Here is a 21,055-nt window from a genome sequence, read left to right as displayed (position 1 = left end):
TTTGAGAGGTGATCAGTATTGTTAGCATATGCAAAGTCAGATATTGGATTAAGCAGAAAAACCAATGAAGATAATTTTGAATGTGGTGCATTTAATTTATATATTGTTGCCGATGGAATGGGAGGGCATTTAGCTGGTGAAGTAGCTAGCAGCCTAGTCATTAAAGAAATAAAAAATTATATTAATAGCCATATTCATACATATGTTGAGGATTATGGAGAGTTATTGAAGTTATCCATATTGTATGCTAATGATATAATATATAATAAATCATTAGCGGATCCATTATATAAAGGAATGGGAACTACAGTCAGTGCTGTCTGGTTTATTGACAATAAGATTTTTTGGGCGCATGTAGGAGATAGCAGAATATATCTTTTAAAAGACGGCAATTTAGGACAGATTACTAAAGATCATTCCTTAGTAAATGACTTATTGGAAAAAGGAGAAATTGAAAAGGAATCAATACCGACTCATCCGTTGCGCAATATGTTAACACGTGCTGTTGGCGTAAATGAAGACTTAGAAGTCGATACGGGATATATGAAAGTTAATCAGGGTAATTATGTATTGTTAACTACCGATGGATTAACAAATCTTATTTCAGACGATGAATTGAAAGACATTATATTAACAAATCAATGTAATCTATCAAAAAGTTTGGATATATTTATTGAAAAAGCTATAGCAGCAGGTGGCGAGGATAATATTACAGCTATCTTAATTGGTGATTTTTAATTTAGGAGGTGAGTATCTGATGATAGGACGTATATTAGATGATCGATATGCTATTTTAGATCGTGTGGGTGGCGGTGGAATGGCTGAAGTATATCGCGCGCATGATCAATTATTAGATCGGTTTGTTGCCATAAAAATTCTTCGCGCTCATTTTATTGATGATGATGAATTTATTAATAGGTTTAAAAAAGAAGCACAAGCTGCAGCAAAATTATCTCATCCCAATATTGTAAATATCTATGATGTTGGAAGATTTGAAGATGTCCATTATATTGTCATGGAATTCGTATCAGGGGAAACATTAAAAGGAAAATTACAACGTGAAGGTGCTTTATCTGTAAAAGCATCATTAAATATTTCACTTCAAATAGCAGAAGCACTTGAACATGCACATAGCAATAATTTGGTGCATTGTGATATAAAACCACATAATATTTTAGTTACTGATTCCGGCAGAGTTAAAGTTGCAGACTTTGGAATAGCTCGTGCAGTAACCTCTTCGACGATGACCTATTCAGGAAACGTCATTGGCTCTGTTCATTATCTTTCTCCCGAGCAGGCACGAGGTGAAAGCGTAAATGACAAGTCGGATATTTATTCTCTCGGTGTACTTATGTATGAATTATTAACAGGAAAAGTTCCTTTCCAAGGTGAAACACCTGTTAGCGTTGCGTTAAAACAAATTCAAGAGAATCCTGAATCAATAAAAGAATTTAACAAAGAGATTCCTGATTTGCTTGAGGCGATTGTTTTAAAAGCAATGGAAAAAAGAGTTTCCGATCGGTATGTTAATATTAGTGCAATGATTTCTGATTTAAACATCGCAAAAAATTTAATAAAGTCTGAGAAAGACAGCTATGAAAATGTTTCTGACTTATATGCTACACAAATTTTGCCCAAAACAGAGTATAAGGGTAGGAAAGAAAATAAACCAACTAAATTTCAATCAATAATTTTAAAAAATAAATTGCCTATAGGTTTATTTCTTCTCTTAGTTGTTAGCTTTTTTATCGGAACATTTTTGGTTTATGGAAAGTTTTGGAGCGCAAATGAGGTGGCAGTGCCTAATGTTGTTGGTAAGCAATTAATCGCAGCAAAACACATGTTAGAAGATAAAAATTTGCGTGTGACTGTTGAAGAAACTCATGACGATAAAGTTCCAGCGGGACAAGTTGTTTCTCAATTTCCGGAAGCTGGAGCAATAGTAAAAGAGCAACGCGCGATTACGATTTATATAAGTAAAGGCGGAGAGGTTGCATTAGCCCCTGATTTACGAGGTTTAAATAAACGAGAAGCAGAAATTCAACTGAAAAATATGGGGTTACAGTTAGGTCGAGTGGATGAAATTTTTTCTGACCAAAAAGTTAATACTGTAGTCGAGCAGAATCCTCGACAGGGAACTCAAGTAATGAAAGGATATAGCGTGGATATTGTAATCAGTAAAGGGGAAGAAGAAAAGAAAGTTACGGTTCCTGATTTTCATGGCATGTCTATATCAGAGGCAGAGACTAAATTAAAAGCTTTAAATTTACAAAAAGGTAAGATTACTACGATTGAAAATTATAATGTATCGCCAGATAGTGTAGTTGAGCAAAGTATTGTGGCAGAAACGAGTATTGCTGAAGGTTCAACTATTGATTTCGTTGTAGCGAGAGGCGGAAAAAATAATAAATCAGAACAACAAGTTACTTTCGTTGTTCCTCAGGAGCCTAATGGAGCAAAATCCATCCAATTTGTTGTAACTGATAAATCTGGACGCAAAGTTGTTTATGAAAACACACATTATGCGAATGAAAAAATTAATAAAACAATTAATGCAAGCTCACCATATCGAGTACAAATTTATGTGAATGGGAATTTAGTTAAGGAAGAAAATTACTAATGCGAGGAACGATAAAATGAAGGACGGAATTATAATAAAAAAATATAATAGTTATTATTACGTCCAAGGGGAAACCTCTGTAATTGAGTGTAAATTAAGAGGGCGTTTTAAGAAAAATAGGTATTCATTGTGTGTCGGGGATAAAGTTCAATACACCTCACTTGGAGATGAAACAGGAATAATAGAAAATATTTTTCCCCGCCAATCAGTACTTTTACGTCCCTTGATTGCAAATGTTCAACAAGTGATTATCACTTTTGCAGCTAAAAATCCGGATTTTAATTCTAGTTTGTTAGATCGATTTTTGGTTTTAGCCGAATATTCCGAACTGGATATCATTATATGTCTAACGAAAATTGATTTATTAAATCGTGCTGAAATAGAAACTTTAGTACAAGAATATCAGAAAATAGGCTATACGGTGATAAAGGTTTCGAATGTTAGTCATGAGGGAGTAGAAAAATTAACGAGTCTTTTAAATAATAAAATTTCCGTGTTTGCTGGTCCATCAGGAGCGGGGAAGTCAACGCTATTAAATCGAATCAATCCTAAGTTAAATTTAAAGACAGGAATGGTAAGTGATAAAATTGGTCGTGGAAAACATACAACACGGTTTTCTGAATTATTATCATTGCCTGAGCATGGATTTGTTGTTGACACGCCAGGTTTTAGTCTTACCGAATTTAATGATTTAGATGAACGGGCAATTTCTGAATGTTTTCCTGAATTTAATAAAGTTGAAGGTTCGTGTAAGTTCAATAGCTGTTTACATCTTCACGAACCTCAATGCAAAATAAAAAATGCTGTTGATCATGCTGCAATATCAGAAAATCGTTACCAATCTTACGTAGAAATAATGGACGAAATAAAAAAAACGAAACGAGGATTTTAAGATGATAAAAATATCACCTTCTATTTTATCTGCTGATTTTTCAAAATTAGGAGAGGAAATAAAGAACATTGATCAAGCTGGGGCAGAAATGGTACATATAGATGTCATGGATGGACACTTTGTCCCAAATTTAACAATAGGAGCTCCTGTTATTGCTGCATTGCGTAAAATAACGACTAAGATTTTTGATGTGCACTTAATGGTAGAAAATCCTCAGGATTATGTAGTTTCATTTGCTAAAGCAGGCACAGATATTTTTACTTTTCATATCGAAACAGCACCACATGTACATCGAATAATTCAAAATATTAAAGAAAATAATATGAAAGTGGGAATTGCACTGAATCCTGGTACCCCATTAACTACAATAAATGAAATTTTAGATGATATTGATATGGTTTTATTAATGACGGTTAATCCCGGATTTGGTGGACAAAAGTTTATTCCTTCGGTTCTAAAGAAAATAAAAGAATTGAAAGAAATGATTAGAGCAAGAAATCTCAATATCGATATTCAAGTTGATGGCGGGATAAACAAAGTAACTGCTCCGCAAGTAGTTGCTGCTGGAGCAAACATCTTAGTAGCAGGTTCGGCTATTTATGGGTCCGATAACATTGCTAAAAGTATAGAGGATTTACGAAAATAAAAGATAAGGGCTATCCAAGCGAAAGGATAGTCCTTAAATCTTAAAGTCGGAATCGTGATATAGATAGACATTTAGTTAATGTTAATGTATGATTAATAAAGTTAAGTTAAGTTAAATTAAGTTAATATAGATGTGATATAAGAGGTGTATACAATGAAAGCAGTTATATTACTTTCTGGGGGATTAGATTCGACAGTATGTATGTCTGTTGCAAATAATAAAGGGTATGAATTATATCCGATTAGTTTTAACTATCATCAACGGCACAAGATTGAATTAGAAAGTGCAAAAAAAGTTGCAAATTTTTATAATGTCAAACATCATTTAATTATAGATACGAATATGGATGCGATTGGCGGCAGTGCCTTAACTGATAAAAATATTGATGTTCCGTGCGGTAACATTGAACGAAAAGATATTCCTGTTACTTATGTTCCAGCAAGAAACCTGATTTTCTTAAGTTATGCATTAGGGTATGCAGAAGCAATAGGAGCAGATACAATTTTCATAGGCGTAAATTCATTGGATTATTCAGGTTATCCTGATTGCAGACCGGAATTTATTCAATTGTTTCAGAATTTAGCTGATTATTCTACTAAAGCTAGTATACAAGATAAAAAACATATAAAAATTGAAACGCCTTTATTGCGTTTGACGAAAAAAGAGATTGTATTATTAGGAACGGAATTAATGGCGCCTTTGCAATATACACATAGTTGTTATAATGGAAAAGAAAAAGCTTGTGGCATCTGTGACAGTTGTAAGTTAAGATTGCGTGGATTTGAGGAAGCTGGGGTCAATGACCCTATTGAATATATAAATAGATAGGTTTTTAGTAGAGGTGAAAGATTTGAAAGATGTCCAAAATATTTTTGATTCTAGAGGAATCTCTATACAAAAAGTAGGCGTTAATGATGTTCATTTACCTTTTCTTATCAAAGGTAAAAATAATACAAGCCAAAGCGTTTTAGCTAAAATAAAATTTACTGTTGATTTATCTAAAGAATATAAAGGAACTCATATGAGTCGATTTATTGAAATTTTAAGTGAATGGAATCAAAAATCTATATATAGTAATGATATAGAATCCTTATTAGATGATGCATTAGAAAAGCTATCGGCCAATACTGTATATTTACAGATGGATTTCAAATATTTTATTGAAAAAGTTGCTCCGATTAGTCTGAAAAAATCTGTTTTAGATTTAGATTGTTCATTTATTGCGCAAAAAGCGATTGATGAAAATATAGATTTTATCTTAGGGGTAAATGTTCCTTTTACTTCCCTTTGTCCATGTAGTAAAGAGATATCAAAATATGGTGCTCATAATCAACGTGGCTTAATGAAAGTTAAAGTAAAATATAATGCTTCAAAGGATTTAATATGGATTGAAGATTTAGTAGCTGCACTAGAGGGGCAAGCCTGTTCTCCAATTTATCCCTTATTAAAACGTGAAGATGAAAAGTTCGTAACAGAAACTGCTTATGAAAATCCTAAATTTGTCGAAGATGTACTTCGAGATCTGGTCATCACGCTAAGAACTTTTGAATGCATAAATTGGTTTGATATTGAATGTGAAAATTATGAATCCATTCATAATCATAATGCATATGCAAATTATACAGAACTTGTTAAATAATACTTAGGTAATTGATTAATGAGGAGTATAGAATGAAAAAGTTAATAATTAATGCAGATGATTATGGATTACACGAATTTATTAACCAAGGAATAATGGAAGGGGCTATGCATGGATGTATTAGTAGTACATCGATTATGCCGGTTGCCGCTGCATTTGAACATGCAGTAAATCTTCTTAATACAAATGAAAATAGCGTAGGTGTAGGAGTACATTTAACATTAGTTGCAGCAAGCCCTATCCTTGAGCCCAAAAAAATTTCTACTTTAGTTGATGCTGAGGGGAATTTTGCTTCGGCTTATCCTGCTTTTATAAAAAAATATATTTGTGGAACAGTTAGATTAGCGGAAATTTATCAGGAATTTTATGCACAAATTGCTAAAGTAAAATCTACAGGTATACCTATTACGCATTTAGATAGTCATCAACATTTACATGTTCTTCCTGGGATGATCGATGTTGTTATTGCGCTTGCAAAAGAGTTTAAAATAAAAGCAATTAGAATTCCCGCTGAAGATTATCTTTTTTTTCATGAGTTTTCATTTGGTAGATATATCGGAAAATGTGGCTTGAGTTTTCTTGCGCAAATCGCTAGAAAAAAACTAAAAAAAGCAAATATTGTTTCACCTGATTATTTTTGGGGAATGATGGCTGGAGGAAATATGAATGAGGCTACATTGGCCCAAATTATTTCCCAATTACCCAATGGAGTAAATGAAATCATGGTTCATCCAGGGCATAATACTGGTGAGTTGCGAAAACTATTTGATTGGCAATATCATTGGGATCAAGAATTATCCGCATTAACTGATAAAAATTTATTAAACTCATTACGACATAATAAAATTGAATTGGTTTCGTTTGGAGCGTTGGCGAATGAATAAAATTTATAAGAGATTTTTATTTCTTATCTTACTTTTAGGCATTATTTCTTGTGGAGTTATTTACTTTACAGTAGATATAAATACGTTAAGTCATTTAACAGAATTTCAACCTTGGTCAATTATTGTAACCATTTTTTTGGTTATCATTGGATTGATTTTAGATGGAACTCGATTAATGCACTTAGTCCGTGCTTCTAATGAACATATTACGTTACAGCAAGCTGTTCAGGTAATATTCGGGAATTATTTTTTAGCTTTATTAACTCCTGGAGCAACAGGTGGAGCAGTTGCACAATTAATTTTTTTACGCAATGCAGGAATTCCAACAGGAAAAGCTACAGTCTTTGTTATTGTACGTACGCTCGTATCTATTTTATTTTTATTATTATGTTTACCTATCATTTTTTATTTTGATAACAGTTTGTTACCCTGGATTTCTACGAATGTATTAATTGGAATATCTATATTTATTGTTTTAGGGACTTTTTTCATCATTTGGGCGCTAAAAAATAAATTTACAGATTATCTGGTAATTAAATTTTCAAAACGCTTAAAATACGCAAAAAGGCGTATGTTATATGCTTTTTATAGAGATATTAAAGGAGCTATCGTTTTACTATCAAGTGCCCCATTAAGTATGCTTAGAGTTTTTGTTGAATCGGGCTTAAGTTTGTTAGCTTTATATAGCGTTGTTCCTATTTTGTTTTTAGGTATGGGAGTCGATGTAAATTGGGCAATCGTTATGGGAAGAATGATTTTTCTCAATATTCTTCTTTATTTTGCACCAACTCCTGGGGGATCTGGAATTGCAGAAGGCGGATTTGTTTTATTATTTAATGAATTTTTACCATCAGGAACTGTAGGGATTATTGCTGTTGCCTGGAGAATGATTGCAGAATATTTGCCATTTTCTATTGGATTTTATTATACAATTAAAGTTTTTGGACGAGAATTTTTAACAAAACAGTTAAAATAATAAAGGAGTTTATGATGTCAACAAATAAAAATATTTCAATTGGAATCATGATAATAATTGCTGCTATTACTATATTTTCTAATTTATCTGGATTTCCTTTATTAGATCCTGATGAACCGGTCTATGCAGAAACTCCTAAAGAAATGATTTTATCGAATGATTTTTTATCCCCAAAGATTTACGGTGAATATTGGTATGATAAGCCACCGATGTATTATTGGCTTGTTGCGATGAGTTATCAAGTATTTGGTATAAATGATTTTGCGGCAAGATTCCCATCAGCATTTTTATCTTTGCTTAGTATTATTGCAATATACTTTTATGGGAAAAAATTATTTAATCATAAAGTGGGAATCTATAGTGCTTTAATTTTAGTAACAAGTATTGAATTTTTTTATTTAGGTAAAGCTGCTGTTACAGATATTACATTAAATTTTTGTTTAATGGTTTCGCTCTTTGCATTTTTAAGTAGACAATATTATACATTTTATATTTTTGCAGGCTTAGCAGTTTTAACTAAAGGGCCCATAGGCTTATTTTTCCCTGGTGTAATTGTATTTTTGTACTTAGTATGCTTAAAAAAATTTCATCTTTTATCTGAAATGAAAATTTTATCTGGAAGCATTATTTTTTGCTTGGTTGCGTTGCCATGGTATATTTATATGTATAGCTTGCATGGAAGTGCATTTATCGATAGTTTTCTTGGTTTTCATAACATAACGAGATTTACATCGCCAGAGCATCCTAGTGGACTATTATGGTATTATTATCTTCCAGTATTATTAGTTGGGTTTTTCCCTTGGATAACTTTGCTTTTTCAATCTATCTATAAATCTTTTTCCGATTCTTATGGAAAATTTGATCATTTATTATTTCTAAATCTATGGGCAGTAATCATTTTGTTGTTTTTTTCTATATCAAAAACAAAACTTGTATCGTATATACTGCCAATGTTTCCAGCATTAGCAATGTTGGTGGGATGGTATCTTGATAAGTTAACCGGTAGAAATTATTTTGGTTCCAAAAGGTCTTGGGGCTGGATTGGATGCTTACTATTTTTATCGGCAACTTTTGTTTATGGCTGTACAATTGGGATAAAAGAAATGCCACAAGCGGAGATTGGGTTTATCAGTTTAGCTTCTACCATTATCCTGATGTGCTTAGTAACGATTTTCTTTCTTTTAAAACGAAATATTGAGATAGCTTTTAAAAGTCAGGTAGTAGGAATGATGATTTTTTCTACTGTGTTAGTAAATTTATTATTTCCGAAAATTGCACCTGATTTTACGAGTCAGCATGTAAGTAACGTTTTTTTAGAGCAATATGATGGAACTAGCGATGTTTATATTTCTAAATTTCTTCGCCCAGGAATTTCTTTCTATAGTGGAATTTATGGCAATGAGCTAGTTTTTTCTCCTAAATCTATTCCTGATTTAGAAAAAGTTTTTACGAATAAGAAAACCTATTTTATTCTAAGAGATATCGATTATGATAGATTGCCACAGTCTACGATAAATCAACTTACAATAATTAACCAAGTCGATAATAAACTCATACTAGTAGAGACTAGATTTATAAAGTAAATTTTTATTATATAGCAGGATTTTATCTATAGATATTGAAATAAGAGAAGATAAATGACTAAGGAAACAGGTGCTTAATTGCTTAAAAGGGAAGTCCGGTGTGATACCGGCGCGGTCCCGCCACTGTATTAATGAGTATCTTTACCTATGCCACTGGCGATTGCTGGGAAGGCGTAAAGATATGATGATTTTAGCCAGGAGACCTACCTGTTTTAACGCACACCGTTACTATAAACAGCCTTGTTTATAAGCGACCTACGGATGATGGGCAGGTGGGTAATTAAGCTTCTACAACTGTTATTTTTAATATGTGGTTGTTTGCGTTTTTTTACCCTCTGCCTTTGCAGGGGGTTTTATTTTTGAAAAAATTTTTAAAATCGGGGTTTACAACAGGAACCTGTGTGGCTGCAGCTACGAAGGCAGCATTGCTAGCCCATAAAGGAAGCTATCTCAACACAGTAAATATTCAAGCACTTTCGGGTGAAATACTTTCGATTCCGATTGAACATGTGGAGAAAAAGAGCGAAAATGAAATATTTGCTGCTGTTAGAAAGGACTCTGGTGATGATCCGGATATTACAAATGGGATGATCATCGAAGTTAAAGTTCTCATCTCTGCTCAGCATAAAGACATTATCATTAAAGCTGGAACAGGAGTAGGAATCGTAACTAGCCCAGGGTTAGCTGCTAAAGTAGGACAACCAGCGGTGAATCCCGGACCAAGAAAAATGATTACCAATGTAGTAAAAGAAATATTAAAAGAAGAGTATGGCTGTGAAATTACAATTATCATTCCTCGCGGAGTTGAGTTAGCGAAAAAAACATTAAATCCAATTTTAGGTATTGAGGGAGGATTGTCCATTATTGGCACCTCTGGAATAGTAAGACCTATGTCAGAGGAAGCTTTTAAAGATTCATTGGCACCTCAAATTGATGTTGCTAAAGCAAAAGGGCTAGATACTTTAATTTTTGTTCCTGGGAAAATAGGATATGATGCTTGTATTGACAATTTTGGGGTAAGGGCAGATGCAATAGTACAGACTAGTAATTTTATTGGCTTTATGCTGGAAAGTGCAGCTGAAAGAAAGATTCAAAATATTTTATTTGTTGGTCATTTAGGAAAATTAATTAAAGTTGCCGGTGGGATTTTTCATACACATAATAGAGTTGCAGATGCTCGTCTTGAAATTTTAGCGGTGTATGCAGCTTCTTTAGGAGCATCTACAGGAGTAGTTAGAGATATTTTAAGTACGACTACGACAGAAGCTGCAATTGAAATTTTAGAAGAAAATCATATTGAAGGAATTTATGATCTGATTGCACAAAGAATTAGTTATCGAGCAATGCGCTACGTTTATAATGAAATTTGTATTGGCGCTGTTATCACCAGTTTAGATGGTACAATTTTAGGAATAGATGAAAATGCAAAAAAAATCGGAGGAGTTTTAGGGTGGAACATAAAATAATTGTCGTTGGTATAGGCCCAGGATCAGAAGATTATTTATTACCAATTGCAAAAAAAACGATTGATTTTGCAAAGGTTTTAGTTGGCAGTAAACGGTCGTTAAGCTCATTTCAAAATAAAATGGCGCTAACTCATGCAATTACAGGTGAGATCGAAGCTGCACTTGCTTTTATTGAGGAAAATTTAAAAAGCCAAGATGTCGTAGTGATGGTTTCAGGTGATCCAGGGTATTATAGCTTTCTAGCAGCTTTAAATAAAAGATTTTCCTGTATTGAGGTTATTCCGGGAATAAGCTCTATGCAGCTTGCTTTTGCTAGATTGGCGCTCCCTTGGCATGATGCGGATTTAATTAGTTTACATGGGAGAGAGGTTGATTTAGCTCGGCTTAAGTATTCAAAAGGGCGCAAACTTGGTTTTTTAACTGATTCAAAATATACAAGTGCTACGATTGCTAGCCTTCTTTTAAAAAATGATTGGCCCCAAAATGTGCAGCTTTACGCTTGTAACCATTTATCTTATGAGAATGAATCTATTGTGACAATGACATTGCAAGAAGCTGCTTCTACCGTCGAATATAAAAATTGTATAGTGGTGGTGATAGCATAATGTATCATCTAGGAATTCCCGATCATGAATTTATTCGTGGGAAAACACCAATGACAAAAGAGGAAATTCGTATTCTAACAATTGCTAAGGCCCAAATTAATCCTGATAGTATTATTTGGGATGTTGGAGCTGGGACTGGTTCTTTATCTATTGAAGCTGCCCTTTCAGCACTAAACGGTCATGTATATGCGATTGAGCGCAATCGCGAGGGAATTGATTTAATTCAGCAAAATGCGGCTAAGTTTAAGGCGAAGAACCTTACTGCGATTTTAGGTGAAGCGCCTTCAGCCCTTTTAGATTTGCCAAGTTGTGATGTAGCTTTTATCGGCGGTAGTGGCGGAAAATTGTCAGAAATATTAACATTTATTGATGATAAACTAAAAGTTGGCGGACGTCTAATTATCAATGCAATTACAATTGAAACAATGTATGAAGCATTACAATTTTTAAAAGAAACGGAAAATTATTCATACAATACCTTTTCTGCACAAATTACACGATTTGATGCAATCGGTAGATATCATATGGGAAAAGCACAAAATCCAATTACGATTATTTCTTGTACAAAATTAAAAAATAGGAGGTAATAACAATGCAAGTATATATTATCGGTGCAGGGCCTGGAGATCCTGAACTCATTACAGTAAAAGGACAAAGATTATTAAGTGAAGCAGACGTTATTATTTACGCTGGTTCACTGGTAAATCCAGCACTGCTTTCTTTTGCAAAACAAGGTTGTAAAATTTATAATAGTGCTTCAATGACATTAGGTGAAGTCATCGAAGTGATTAAAAAAAGCGTGAAAAACAATGAGATGGTTGTGCGGCTACACACTGGTGATCCTAGCATTTATGGCGCAATTCAAGAACAAATGGATGCATTAAGCAAATGCGGTATTGAATATTGTGTTATTCCGGGTGTTAGCTCATTTTTAGCAACGGCAGCAGCTTTAAAACAAGAATATACATTGCCAAATGTTTCACAGACGGTGATTATTACTAGAAATGAAGGAAGAACACCTGTCCCTGAAAAAGAAAAATTAAAAAGTTTGGCTGCGCATGGAGCGACAATGTGTATCTTTTTAAGTGTACATATGCTTGATCAAGTTGTTGCTGATTTAATTGAAGGCGGTTATGAAGCGAATACACCAATTGCGATTGTGCAAAAGGCGTCTTGGCCAGAGGAGAAAATTATTCGTGCTACTTTAAGTACAATTGTTGAAAAAATTAAAGATGAAGATATTACGCGAACGGCGATGATTGTCGTTAGCAAATGTTTAGATAGCAATTATGAACTATCACGATTATATGCACCTGATTTTGCCCATATGTATAGAGATGCAAAATGAAATTAGCTGTTATTTCATTGACGAGTACTGGAGTAAAGCTAGCAGAGAAAATTAGCCGGGGAAAAAACGCGGATATGTTCTGTAAAAAAGGCACAAAGAAAGAGTTCGGTGTAGAGTTTGACTCCTTAAAGGGATTAGTAAGTGATATTTTTCAAGCGTATGATGGCATTATCTTCATCATGGCAACGGGAATTGTTGTGAGAATCATAGCGCCCTTAATCGTGCATAAAAAAAAGGATCCAGCGATTGTTGTACTAGATGAGATGGGGAATCATTCCATTAGCTTATTATCCGGACATCTTGGAGGAGCGAATCGTTTGGCAATTGAAATTGCGAAAACAGTTCAGGCAAATCCGGTGATTACAACTGCTACAGATGTGCATAACAAAGTCGCCGCTGATATGGTTGCTGTTGATTTGAATTTAACGATAGCTTCTTTTACTATGCTTAAAAAAGTAAATTTAGCGATAGCTAACCAAGCGTCAGTTCCTTTTTTTATCGATCAAACGATGGAGAATTTTGCATTGTATCTAAAAAAAGCACAAGAAAAGCAGCTTAATTTAATTCCAATTGATATGAGCAAAAAAACTTTACCTGATGGAATAAAAGTGTTGATAACGGATAAGAAAGATTTTTCGTTATCGAATGGATTGATTTTATCTCCACGTAAAGTAGTTATTGGGATTGGTTGCCGAAAAGGAGTAACCGAGGAAGAAATTTTTTCTTCACTTACACAGGCTTGTAAAATAGCAGATATTACGATAGAGCAAATTCGTTGTTTTGCAAGTACTATCGTAAAAAAGGATGAAACTGGATTGTTAACAGTTTGCAAAAGGATAAATAAACCAGTTTATTTTTATTCTAATCATGAATTAAAGCAAGCAATTGATAAATATAAACTTGAATGTTCAGCATTTGTTCAGTCAAGAATAGGAGTTGGAAATGTATGCGAAGCAGCAGCAATGATTGCCAGTCAATCAAAAAAAATAGTATTACCAAAGACGAAACTAATAAAGACAACAATAGCAATCGCTTGGGAAGAATAAGTGTAGTTGGCATCGGCCCGGGGTCCTTTGACCATATGACACCAAAAGCACTAGCGGCAATAACTGATGCGAATGTGATCGTAGGCTATAATACGTATATAAAGTTAATTGAAAAAATATTAGCTGAAAAAAAAGTTATTGGAACTGCAATGATGCAAGAAATTGAACGCTGTAAATTAGCTGTTCAAGCAGCTGTTAATGGTGAAAACGTAGCTGTAATTTCCAGCGGCGATTCTGGGATTTATGGCATGGCTGGTTTGATTTTGGAACTCGTCATGCAGCAAGAAAAATCCTTACGTCCAGAAGTTAAAATTATTCCTGGAATAAGTGCAGTAAATGCTTCCGCAGCTATTTTAGGCGCTCCATTGATGCATGATTTTGCAGTACTCAGCTTAAGTGATCTGCTTACACCGTGGGAATTAATCAAAAAACGAGCGGAATTGATTGCTCAAGGTGATTTTGTTGTTGCTTTATACAATCCTAAAAGTATTAAACGCGTAAATCAAATCCAAGAAATTCGCGAAATTATGTTAAAGTATAAAGCACCGACAACGCCAGTTGGCATCGTTCATAGTGCAACGCGCGAAGAAGAAGCGGTGATATTATCCGATTTAGAGCATTTTACCCAAGAGCATATTGATATGTTCTCCCTGGTCATTATTGGGAACAGCAAGACGTACATAGAAGATCAATATATGATAACACCTAGAGGTTATCAATTATGATTTTAATCTTAGCAGGAACTCAAGATGCACGTGAATTAGCAATTTCTTTACAGCAACTTGGATTTTCAATTACTGCTTCTGTAATTAGCAAATACGGTGAATTTCTCTATGAAAATCTAGAAATAAAAGTACAATCTCAAGTATTAGATGCTAAAACTATGCGTGATTTTATTGTTGCGCATAGTTTTACAACAGTTATCGATGCAACACATCCATATGCAATGAATGTTTCCAAAACATCATTAGCTATTTGTGAGACATTGAATATCCCGTATATTCGGTATGAACGGGCTAAAACAGCCCTGCCAAGTTATGATAAAATGTCTATTGTGACTGATTATGATGAAGCGGTAAGCTTGGCTGCTGCTATAGGAAAACGAATATTTTTAACAATAGGAAGCCGTAATTTAAAGTATTTTGCTAAACTACTTGGAAATAAAGAATATTTTTTAGTGGCGAGAGTTTTGCCCGATGAAACTGTATTACATGAGTGCTTTTCTATGGGATTTATGCCAAATCAGTTGATTTTAATGCAGGGGCCTTTTTCTCAGACATTAAATCGAGAGCTCTATAAGAAATATCAAGCGGATGTGATTATCACAAAGGATAGCGGCGCGGTTGGAGGTACTGATACGAAAATCAGTGCAGCAATTGAGCTAAACATTCCAATTATTATGATTGCACGTCCAAAATTAGCGTACAAGACAGTTGCCAATACTTTAGAAGAAGTGATTTACTTATTAGAGAAAAATAAAATGAATCAATAAAAAGGAGAAACTCATGAATTTTATTACAATTCCTTCAGAAATAGAGCGTCGTAGTATGGAAATTATTGCTCCATATTTAAAAGAGTATCATTTGTCCGAAGAAGAAATAAAGGTGTATTCCCGTATTATCCATGCTTCAGGTGATCCAGAATATGCGCCAATTATAAAAATTCATCAAGATGCAATTTCCAAGGCAAAAGCGGCGCTATTAAATGGAGCTGATATTTATACTGATGTTGAGATGGTAAGGACAGGAATAAACAAAAAGCGTTTAGCTGAATATGGTGGACAAGTTCATTGTCTGATCGCTGATCCAGAAGTAGCGAAAAAAGCAAAAGAAGAGGGAATTACTCGCTCTATGGCTGCTGTACGCTCTTTTGGAAAAGCTTTAAACGGCTCTATTGTAGCAATTGGTAATGCCCCGACGGCGTTATTTGAAATTTTACATTTAATGCAACAAGAAGAAATTTATCCGGCGCTTATTATCGGTGTGCCGGTTGGCTTTGTTGGTGCTGCTGAATCTAAAGAGCATTTAATGGAAACTTCACCTGTACCATATATCACCGTTCGTGGAAATAAAGGCGGCAGTCCGATTGCAGCTGCGATTACAAATGCAATTTTATATATGTTATAAAAAGGATAAAGAGGGAGTTCATGATGTCTGTTTGTAAAATTCCTCGTATTATTATTGCGGCAGCGCATAGTGGTTCTGGAAAAACTACGATTACAATGGGAATAATTGCTGCATTGAAAAAGCAAGGCTTTAAAGTGCAAGCATATAAAATCGGACCTGACTACATTGATCCAGGCTATCATAAAATTGCCAGTGGGAAAATTGTTCACAATCTTGATACTTGGCTTTTGTCTGAAACGGAATTAGAAGACTTTTTTATCAATTCCTCACAGAGCTCAGATATTGCAATTGTTGAAGGTGTGATGGGGCTTTATGATGGCGGAAAAAATGGGATTAGCAGTACAGCAGAAATTGCAAAAAAACTCAAGGCGACTGTGGTTCTAGTTCTAGATGTTAAATCAATGGGCGATAGTGCAGCGGCAATTGCCTTAGGTTTTAAAAACTACGACCCCTCTGTCAATATTGGAGGCGTTATTTTAAATCGAGTAGGATCTCTATCGCATGAAACGATTATTCGTCATGCAATGGAGAAAATTAAGATTCCTGTACTAGGCGCAATTTATCGTGATGCAGGATTAGTTATTCCTGAACGCCATTTAGGATTGGTACCAACAACAGAAAATGAGATTGGTAAAATAGTCGATAAAATTGCATCCTTTGTTCAAGACAGAATTGATTTACCGCAAATGATTGATTTAGCAAAACAAAGTCTTCCTTTAAGCACGTCTCATCCTGAACCAAAATTTTTAGAAGATTCCTATGAGGTTACCATTGGTGTAGCCTGTGATGAAGCATTTTCTTTTTACTATGAGGAGAGTTTGAAGGTTTTAGAGACTTTAGGAGCAAAGATTGTTTACTTTAGCCCTTTGCAAGATTCCCAAATCCCAGAGGTAGACGGCTTGATTTTTGGTGGAGGATTCCCTGAAATGTTTGCCCAGCAGCTGGCGAACAATCAAAAAATGAAACAAAGTATCCAAGCTGCAAGCAAGTCTGGGATGCCTATTTACGCTGAATGCGGTGGCTTTATGTATTTAACGGCATCACTTTGTGATTTTTCTAACGGAATCCATCCGATGGTAAATATTATTCCTGCGCGGTGTAAATTAAATACAAAACTGCAAACGGTGGGTTACGTTGAAGCGAAAAGCTTAAATGATAATATCTTAGCGAACAAGGGTGACTTATTGCGTGGACATGAATTCCATTTTTCATCAACTGAGCCAATAGATGATAATTTTGCTTGGGCTTTTGAGATGAAAAAGGTGCGAACTGGAATCCAATATAAAGCTGGATACGCAAAAGATAATATTCTTGCTTCTTATTTACACTTGCATTTTATTGGCAATAGACAGTTCGCAAAAAAATTTGTCTTACAGTGTAAAGAGTTTGCAAGTAAATCTTAAGAGGTTGAGGAAAATAAAATGGCAGCAAAAATTATATTGGTAACTGGCGGTGCGAGAAGCGGGAAAAGTTTTTTTGCCGAAGAATATGCAAAAAAAATCGGTGAGAGAATTGCTTATATCGCTACGGCACAAATTTATGATGAAGAAATAAAACTGCGGGTAGAAGTGCATAAAAACCGGAGACCGCTAAATTGGCAGACGTATGAATCGCCATTTCATGCGGAAGCTAGTGTACAAAATGCTTCTGAAGCACATGATGTAATTTTATTCGATTGTGTTACTTTATATTTGAGTAATTTGTTATTATCGAGTGATACACGATTAAATTCTGCGGAAAAGTATAACGGCATTGCTAAAGAATTTGAAAAAATCTTAGAAACTGCAAAAAAAAATAATACAGATATTATTTTAGTCACAAATGAAGTCGGGATGGGAATTGTTCCTGAGAATGCTCTAGCACGTGAATATCGAGATTTTGCCGGGAAAATTAATCAGTTGATTGCGGCCAGAGCAGATGAAGTTTATTGGGTGATTAGTGGTATTGCTGTTGACATAAAGAAACTAGCAGCAGAGCAGGGGGAAAACAATGGCTAACTATATTATGTTACAAGGAACGAGTTCTCATGTAGGCAAAAGCGTATTGACAACGGCTTTGTGTAGAATTTTTTTTCAAGATGGGAAAAAGGTTGTTCCATTCAAAGCGCAAAATATGGCATTAAATTCTTATGTTACGAAAGATGGCAAAGAAATGGGACGCGCCCAAGTTGCTCAGGCTGAGGCAGCTGGATTAGAGCCGCAAGTGGTAATGAATCCTGTATTATTAAAACCAACGGGAAATTCTAGATCTCAAGTGATTTTGATGGGAAATCCTATAGGGAATATGACGGCTAATGAATATCATAATGGCTATTCATTAAAAGCTTTAAGCACGGTAAAAGACTGCCTACAAAAACTTGATCGTGAGTATGATACAATCGTAATCGAAGGTGCAGGTAGCCCAGCAGAAATCAATTTAAAAGCAAATGATATCGTTAATATGCGCGTGGCAAAATTGTTAAATGCCCCTGTGTTATTAATTGCTGATATTGATCGTGGTGGTGCTTTAGCTTCTATTGTTGGAACTCTAGAATTATTAGACTCTGATGAGCGCGATTTGATAAAAGGAATTATTATTAATAAGTTTCGCGGTGATATTCGTTTGCTTCAGCCAGCTTTAGATTTTTTAAAAGAAAAAACAGGAAAACCTGTCGTTGGTGTATTGCCATATTTAGATAATTTAGGAATTGATGATGAAGATTCTGTATCGCTTAATGATAAAAATCTCCCTAAAGAATCTGCTGAACTTACCGTTGCAGTCATTAAGACGCCGAAGATATCAAACTTTACGGACTTTGACAGTCTAGCGAATGAACCTGATGTTTTAGTTAAATACATTGGAAAAGGCGAGCCGATTGGCGAGCCAGATTTAATTATTCTTCCAGGCACTAAAAATACAATTGAAGATTTATCTTATTTATATGAAAATGGCTATGCGCAAGAAATTAAGAATTCTTTAAAAAAATCTATCCCGGTGATTGGCATATGTGGCGGCTATCAAATGCTTGGTCAAGAAATTCTTGATCCACATCATATGGAATCGGAAATTGATTGCATTCAGGGGCTAGGACTACTTACTACACGAACAATTTTTGCTAAAAGCAAATCAACTTATCAGGTAACTGCATCTTATATCGGAAAAGGCTTTTTAGGAATGAATGAGGTAAATGAAGTATTAAATGGTTATGAAATTCATATGGGTAAAACAGAATTTCTAGATACAACAAACCATGCTTTTTCCATTACGAATCAAATCAGCAATAAAGTTTATCAAGATGGATTAATCAGTGAAGATGGATTGGTATTAGGAACTTATATGCATGGAATCTTTGATAATGATCTATATCGTCGTTCGTTATTAAATGCCTTGAGAAAACGTAAAAATCTTGAACCGCTACAACAAATAACAAATCAATATGCGCAAAAGCAGCAAAGCTATAACAGACTAGCAAATACAGTAAGAAACAATTTAAATATGGATTTAATTCATAAAATAATGGAGTAATAAAATGATAATCAATATAGCTGTTCTAGCATTTATATTTGATATTTTTATTGGAGATCCGCGTAGCAAGTTTCATCCAGTAGTCTTAATTGGTAATTTAATTTCTATTTTAGAAAAATTTTTATTAAATAGTTCTGATGGAAAAACGAAAAAACGCTTATCTGGAGTGCTTTTGGTAATTTCCGCCTTAACAATCGTAACGAGTATTACCTGGAGTTTCTTACATTATTTGTACAATTTAAATCTATGGATTTTTTATTTAGCTAATATCATTTTATTAAGCTTTACGATATCGCCACGCAGTTTAGCGCAAGCTGGAATTGAGATACGAAATTATTTATTACGTAATGACTTGGAGAACGCTCGAATAAAAGTTGGTTGGATTGTCGGCAGAGATACAAAAAATCTTGATCAAGCCAATATTACACGTGCAACAGTGGAAACAATAGCTGAAAATATTGTGGATGGAATTATTTCGCCACTATGTTATTATTTTATTGGCGGTGTAGTCTTTGCTGTCTTTTATCGTACAGTAAACACTTTAGATTCAATGATTGCTTATAAAAATGATAAATACATAGACTTTGGCATGTTCGCAGCTAAATTAGATGATTTATTTAATTATATTCCGGCGAGACTTACTGCGATTATGATTATCATTGTTGCATTTTGTTTACAGTTTGATTTTAAGCAAGCCTATCGTTCAATAGGTCAAGATGCGAAAAAACATCCTAGCCCCAATAGTGGCTATAGTGAGGCTGGAGTAGCAGGAGCATTAGGAGTTCAACTTGGTGGACTAAATTATTACTTTGGTACTCCTTCTTTTCGGGCGTATATGGGAGAAAAGAAAAACGAACTACTTCCAATGCATATTACCCATACGATTTACATTATGTATGGTGTAACGATATTATTTTTAGTTTGGGTAGCAGCAATAGGTTATTTTTGGCGAGGTTAAAAAATATGCGACATTTTATTACTGGATTACAGTTTTTAACTAGATTACGATTAATTGAAGAAAAAGAATGGTCAGCAAGAAATTTTAGTGGAAGTGTAAAATTTTTTCCTTTAGTAGGAGCTGCGCTTGGGATTTTATTTGCATTATATACTTATCTTATTTTAGAATATTTGCCTACTTTAGGAATTCACATTTCAGAAGTAATATATGCAACAACAATGATTTTTTTATGGGTTTTTTTCACTGGCGCATTACACTGTGATGGTTTTATGGATACGATGGATGGAATTTTTTCTGGGCGAGACCGTGAAAAAATGCTGGTGATTATGAAGGATAGTCGTGTTGGTGCAAATGGGATTGTTGGCTTTGTACTATTGGTGTTATTTAAATGGTCATTATTCTTTGAAATCGCGCAAACAAATCAAATTGTCACGACTGTTTTTCTTATGCCAGTTATAGCAAGATTTATGATGGTTATAGGGATAACGACATTTCCTTATGCTCGACGTGAAGGATTAGGAAGATATTTTGCTGAATATGTTACAAAAAAAACTCTATGGATAGCATTTATATTTACTATATTTCTAGTATTGCCATTTGGAATCAAAGCCTATTTCAGTTTGGTGATTACAGGACTTTTTACGATCTTTTTTTGTCGATATGTTACTCGATTGTTAGGCGGATTAACAGGAGATGTCTATGGTGCGATAACTGAGCTTAGCGAAGTAATTGTACTTTTAGCTTTTTTAAAGTAGATTGGAG

At 34.3% G+C, this 21,055-nt stretch carries 22 protein-coding genes and 1 riboswitch; all 22 genes read left to right on the top strand.

Translation table 11 applies throughout. The features are described from left to right. Positions 1 to 18: 18 nt before the first annotated feature. The 22 genes from ACWZFG_RS06215 to cobS all read left to right on the top strand — a co-directional run bounded on the left by ACWZFG_RS06215 (position 19) and on the right by cobS (position 21,048). Entirely contained in the window at positions 19 to 738 is a 720-nt protein-coding gene (locus ACWZFG_RS06215; RefSeq protein ID WP_147668761.1) for a Stp1/IreP family PP2C-type Ser/Thr phosphatase, read from the top strand. A 19-nt stretch (positions 739 to 757) separates the two neighbouring features. Next, positions 758 to 2,620 (top strand): Stk1 family PASTA domain-containing Ser/Thr kinase, encoded by a 1,863-nt coding sequence (gene pknB / locus ACWZFG_RS06210; RefSeq protein ID WP_177503983.1) that lies wholly within the window; start codon positions 758 to 760, stop codon positions 2,618 to 2,620. A gap of 16 nt (positions 2,621 to 2,636) precedes the next feature. After that, complete coding sequence (gene rsgA, locus ACWZFG_RS06205) at positions 2,637 to 3,512, top strand: ribosome small subunit-dependent GTPase A (protein WP_455577250.1); 876 nt, start codon at positions 2,637 to 2,639, stop codon at positions 3,510 to 3,512. A 1-nt stretch (position 3,513) separates the two neighbouring features. Next, positions 3,514 to 4,158, top strand: a complete 645-nt coding sequence (gene rpe, locus ACWZFG_RS06200; protein ID WP_147668755.1) for a ribulose-phosphate 3-epimerase — start codon at positions 3,514 to 3,516, stop codon at positions 4,156 to 4,158. Between the two features lie 153 nt (positions 4,159 to 4,311). Next, a complete protein-coding gene (queC, locus tag ACWZFG_RS06195) occupies positions 4,312 to 4,986 on the top strand; it encodes a 7-cyano-7-deazaguanine synthase QueC (protein ID WP_177503977.1) in 675 nt (224 codons plus the stop codon). A gap of 22 nt (positions 4,987 to 5,008) precedes the next feature. After that, the gene (gene folE2, locus ACWZFG_RS06190) at positions 5,009 to 5,797 is read left to right on the top strand and encodes a GTP cyclohydrolase FolE2 (RefSeq protein WP_177504116.1); all 789 of its coding nucleotides are present in this window, start codon (positions 5,009 to 5,011) and stop codon (positions 5,795 to 5,797) included. 32 nt (positions 5,798 to 5,829) lie between these two features. Continuing rightward, positions 5,830 to 6,681: a ChbG/HpnK family deacetylase gene (locus ACWZFG_RS06185; protein WP_418627166.1), complete on the top strand. Its 852-nt coding sequence runs from the start codon at positions 5,830 to 5,832 to the stop codon at positions 6,679 to 6,681. Then, on the top strand, positions 6,674 to 7,657 hold the full coding sequence (locus ACWZFG_RS06180; protein WP_147668747.1) for a lysylphosphatidylglycerol synthase transmembrane domain-containing protein: 984 nt from the start codon (positions 6,674 to 6,676) through the stop codon (positions 7,655 to 7,657). The genes ACWZFG_RS06185 and ACWZFG_RS06180 overlap by 8 nt, the downstream gene beginning before the upstream one ends. Positions 7,658 to 7,671: 14 nt before the next feature. After that, complete coding sequence (locus tag ACWZFG_RS06175) at positions 7,672 to 9,240, top strand: ArnT family glycosyltransferase (protein WP_418627165.1); 1,569 nt, start codon at positions 7,672 to 7,674, stop codon at positions 9,238 to 9,240. 51 nt (positions 9,241 to 9,291) lie between these two features. After that, positions 9,292 to 9,465: riboswitch (cobalamin riboswitch) on the top strand. A gap of 134 nt (positions 9,466 to 9,599) precedes the next feature. Beyond that, a complete protein-coding gene (gene cbiD, locus ACWZFG_RS06170; protein WP_177503971.1) occupies positions 9,600 to 10,706 on the top strand; it encodes a cobalt-precorrin-5B (C(1))-methyltransferase CbiD in 1,107 nt (368 codons plus the stop codon). Further along, positions 10,691 to 11,311: a precorrin-6y C5,15-methyltransferase (decarboxylating) subunit CbiE gene (gene cbiE, locus ACWZFG_RS06165; RefSeq protein ID WP_177503969.1), complete on the top strand. Its 621-nt coding sequence runs from the start codon at positions 10,691 to 10,693 to the stop codon at positions 11,309 to 11,311. The genes cbiD and cbiE overlap by 16 nt, the downstream gene beginning before the upstream one ends. Next, positions 11,311 to 11,898 carry a precorrin-6Y C5,15-methyltransferase (decarboxylating) subunit CbiT gene (gene cbiT, locus ACWZFG_RS06160; RefSeq protein WP_418627164.1) on the top strand — a complete coding sequence of 196 codons (588 nt, stop codon included), beginning with the start codon at positions 11,311 to 11,313 and terminating at the stop codon, positions 11,896 to 11,898. The genes cbiE and cbiT overlap by 1 nt, the downstream gene beginning before the upstream one ends. A gap of 5 nt (positions 11,899 to 11,903) precedes the next feature. Beyond that, entirely contained in the window at positions 11,904 to 12,659 is a 756-nt protein-coding gene (gene cobM / locus ACWZFG_RS06155; protein ID WP_177503965.1) for a precorrin-4 C(11)-methyltransferase, read from the top strand. Then, positions 12,656 to 13,705 carry a cobalt-precorrin 5A hydrolase gene (locus tag ACWZFG_RS06150; protein ID WP_455577249.1) on the top strand — a complete coding sequence of 350 codons (1,050 nt, stop codon included), beginning with the start codon at positions 12,656 to 12,658 and terminating at the stop codon, positions 13,703 to 13,705. The genes cobM and ACWZFG_RS06150 overlap by 4 nt, the downstream gene beginning before the upstream one ends. Beyond that, on the top strand, positions 13,693 to 14,430 hold the full coding sequence (cobJ, locus tag ACWZFG_RS06145) for a precorrin-3B C(17)-methyltransferase (protein ID WP_418626877.1): 738 nt from the start codon (positions 13,693 to 13,695) through the stop codon (positions 14,428 to 14,430). The genes ACWZFG_RS06150 and cobJ overlap by 13 nt, the downstream gene beginning before the upstream one ends. Then, on the top strand, positions 14,427 to 15,197 hold the full coding sequence (gene cobK, locus ACWZFG_RS06140; RefSeq protein WP_177503959.1) for a precorrin-6A reductase: 771 nt from the start codon (positions 14,427 to 14,429) through the stop codon (positions 15,195 to 15,197). The genes cobJ and cobK overlap by 4 nt, the downstream gene beginning before the upstream one ends. 13 nt (positions 15,198 to 15,210) lie before the next feature. Beyond that, the gene (locus ACWZFG_RS06135) at positions 15,211 to 15,831 is read left to right on the top strand and encodes a precorrin-8X methylmutase (RefSeq protein ID WP_147668731.1); all 621 of its coding nucleotides are present in this window, start codon (positions 15,211 to 15,213) and stop codon (positions 15,829 to 15,831) included. 23 nt (positions 15,832 to 15,854) lie between these two features. Continuing rightward, positions 15,855 to 17,234, top strand: coding sequence for a cobyrinate a,c-diamide synthase (locus tag ACWZFG_RS06130; protein WP_418626878.1), 1,380 nt, complete (start codon positions 15,855 to 15,857; stop codon positions 17,232 to 17,234). A gap of 18 nt (positions 17,235 to 17,252) precedes the next feature. Next, positions 17,253 to 17,828, top strand: coding sequence for a bifunctional adenosylcobinamide kinase/adenosylcobinamide-phosphate guanylyltransferase (gene cobU / locus ACWZFG_RS06125; protein WP_418626879.1), 576 nt, complete (start codon positions 17,253 to 17,255; stop codon positions 17,826 to 17,828). Next, a complete protein-coding gene (locus ACWZFG_RS06120; protein WP_177503952.1) occupies positions 17,821 to 19,335 on the top strand; it encodes a cobyric acid synthase in 1,515 nt (504 codons plus the stop codon). Before cobU ends, ACWZFG_RS06120 begins: the two co-directional genes overlap by 8 nt. Before the next feature lie 4 nt (positions 19,336 to 19,339). Continuing rightward, positions 19,340 to 20,293, top strand: coding sequence for an adenosylcobinamide-phosphate synthase CbiB (gene cbiB, locus ACWZFG_RS06115; protein ID WP_418626880.1), 954 nt, complete (start codon positions 19,340 to 19,342; stop codon positions 20,291 to 20,293). 5 nt (positions 20,294 to 20,298) lie between these two features. Continuing rightward, on the top strand, positions 20,299 to 21,048 hold the full coding sequence (cobS, locus tag ACWZFG_RS06110) for an adenosylcobinamide-GDP ribazoletransferase (RefSeq protein WP_177503948.1): 750 nt from the start codon (positions 20,299 to 20,301) through the stop codon (positions 21,046 to 21,048). Positions 21,049 to 21,055: the final 7 nt, after the last annotated feature.

The organism is Anaerosinus sp. (genome assembly GCF_965318445.1).
This window is presented reverse-complemented; position numbering and strand designations above follow the sequence as displayed.